This window comes from Prevotella multiformis DSM 16608 (genome assembly GCF_000191065.1).
Classification (GTDB): Bacteria; Bacteroidota; Bacteroidia; order Bacteroidales; family Bacteroidaceae; genus Prevotella; species Prevotella multiformis.
Genome location: NZ_GL872288.1, coordinates 1 through 2,654, shown reverse-complemented (window position 1 = coordinate 2,654; position 2,654 = coordinate 1). Strand labels below are relative to the sequence as shown.

The following is a 2,654-nucleotide window of genomic DNA, read 5'->3' as shown; positions in this document are numbered from 1 at the left end:
ATGAATCCAATGTCAAGTATTTGGTATGGGGTGGATCCGTTGGCAGAGAAAAATTCTCATATTTCGTCTTATGTAGTTTGTTCAAATAATCCTATTATGAGGATAGACCCAGATGGGAGAGATGATTATTTTAGTAATAAGGGAAAATTTATTCGGAGGACTGAGACAAAAACAAACAATATTTATATCTCAATTAATGGTAAGAATATTCTGCCGTCTCAACTAGATTTAAAGATAAAGCGTAATAGACAAGTAATGGCAAACATTGTTGGACATTATGCCACAGCAGTTGGTATCTCATATTGGGGAAAGGGAAAAATGGCTGTCGGACGGAATCCACAAGGTATGGTAGGAATTGCTGATACCAAAAATGAGGCTGAATTAGCAGCAACACGAGGTGCAAATATCACTATAAGTGTATATAAGGGGCATATTTCAAGATTTATGAATAATTATGAAAACCTGCAAAGCTCACTATATCATGAAAGTATTCATAAGTTTTTCAGCCTGAGAGGCGACTACAGTGATAATACTTCTTTGGGTCATGTGATGAAAGTTCATATTAAGCAGTTTGAGAATGAACATTTTAAATCAGCAACACAAGAATTCCAACAAGCAATTATAGGTCAGGCTGCAATATATCTGACAGCAGCTTTACGTGATAGTAAGACAAGGGGGCAAGTTCCAGGGGCAATAAAAAAAATTAATACAGCTATACGAAATACTCCTTATGAATTAGTGGCTGGAAGATATGTAGAATGGAGAAAAAGATAATTAAACAATGAAGTATTTAAACGCTATTTTTATTAGTTGCATCTTGATATTGTCAGCTTGTAAGCAAGACTTGAATAAAAAGATTTCAGGTACCAAATATAAAATATGGGAGTGCTGTGAAAATATGTCTCCAGAAGGCTATTATTATAGTTTTTGGTCAAATGGAAGTTGGTTTATACTTTATAAGGATATAGATGGGAACTTTAGAAAATTAGACACTGGTGATAATATATTATACGAGAAATGGAAGTTAATGGAAGATAGTGTTATCTTTATAGGTGGTCATAAGTTTATGATAAGACGTATTACAAATAAAGAAATGTTACTTGAGAGAAATAATAAAGTCGGTAGATTAAAATTCATAAAGTAAATTTACAGGGTTAAGTGCATAAACAATATATTATATACTTGTTGGCGGAATTAATTTTTATGATTATTATTATGGTGAAAAGAAAAGAAGAAAATAGTATACTTAATAATTATCTTCTCGTTAGTTAGTTGTATAATACCTTATGTCCATAAAGTAAAGCTAACAGATGAAGATTTGAGTTGGATAACTCATTACAAGATAAATGATAGTATCTATTATGTTTCAAATACTAACGATACAGATACATTGATAGTAAAAGATATTCAAATATGGAATCCTAAAAATACGTTTCCATTTGATTCTGAGGGACATAATTGGATAGAGGTGGGGCATGAATATGATGGTATTGCAAGTGTTGATATGAGTTTGTTGCATTCTACCGACACATTCCTAATAAGTTTTGAGATAAAAAGAAATGAAGAAAATGGTCCTCTAACAAACAGTTGCAACTTTTGCGAATGGAGTTGGATAGCTATCCCTATGAATCCTAAAACTCTGGAAATAAGGAAGCGAAAATACAAGGATTGTATTTCTGTAGATATTAAGCAAATGGATAGAAATGAAGGAGATCAACCAGTTATAGATCTTAAACAAGTAATATGGAGTAAAGACAAAGGACTCTTACAATATTCTTTGAAGAATGGAAATTCCTATACACTTAAAGAATAAATAGATAGATTGGAGCTATGAAGGTATATCTATTGACTATATATTAGTTTACAATCTCTAAAAGACTAAGCAGATGAGACTTTACATTATAATTATCATATTATGTGCTTTCTTAGTTTCTTGCAAAGATAAGAAATATAACTATAAAAGCAAAGGAGAATGGGTCCACTTAAAAAATGGAGAAACTATAGATGGCTATACCAGAATAGGTGACAGCATTTATGGGGGCTATGGAGATTCAATATATTTACATACAACGATGCCAGCACTAAAGGGCGTTGATGTAAGTAGCTTCATGGTATGTAAAAATACAGGGTATGCGAAAGATTCGTACCATGTTTATTATCCGCTAAGGCTTGTTTGTGAGGATGCTATGGACTTTGGTGGATGTTATTTTAAGGACTATATTATGGAAGATGTCTCTTCAGAGTCGTTTATATATATAGGACGAGGATATGCTACTGATGGCTATAAATTATTTAAAGAAGGTAAAGCTGTTAACAATCTAACAGTCAGGTGACTCGAAAATAAATCTGGTAACTATTCGGCAATAAGGCGTATAAACTATTATTGAACATCAGGAAGTTACATAAACAGATATATACGAATTCTGATGAAGAAAGTTATTTCAATGCTTTTGGTACAATATTTCGTTTATCAACGGAGCACCGCAGGGAATCACATTCCATGAGACGGACAACTTCACGCTTTATCCTACTTCGATAATCAGCATCAACAAGAATCGCTTTACAAAGCATTACTTCATTGGTGACAAACGAATTGCTTCAAGGATAGGAACAGGTCTGTTTAATAACGTCTATGGGCGTAACGGCTCATACGT

3 protein-coding genes and 2 pseudogenes are annotated in these 2,654 nt (G+C 32.9%); all 5 read left to right on the top strand.

Going from position 1 to position 2,654, the window contains the following annotated elements:
- A pseudogene (locus HMPREF9141_RS12285) lies at positions 1-774 on the top strand (hypothetical protein); the annotation flags it as partial.
- Positions 775-781: 7 nt separating this feature from the next.
- A complete protein-coding gene (locus HMPREF9141_RS12280; RefSeq protein ID WP_007369099.1) occupies positions 782-1,144 on the top strand; it encodes a hypothetical protein in 363 nt (120 codons plus the stop codon).
- A 246-nt stretch (positions 1,145-1,390) separates the two neighbouring features.
- Positions 1,391-1,813: a hypothetical protein gene (locus HMPREF9141_RS12275; protein WP_007369098.1), complete on the top strand. Its 423-nt coding sequence runs from the start codon at positions 1,391-1,393 to the stop codon at positions 1,811-1,813.
- A gap of 73 nt (positions 1,814-1,886) precedes the next feature.
- Entirely contained in the window at positions 1,887-2,333 is a 447-nt protein-coding gene (locus HMPREF9141_RS12270; protein ID WP_007369097.1) for a DKNYY domain-containing protein, read from the top strand.
- 133 nt (positions 2,334-2,466) lie between these two features.
- Positions 2,467-2,654: pseudogene (locus HMPREF9141_RS13950) on the top strand (hypothetical protein); the annotation flags it as partial.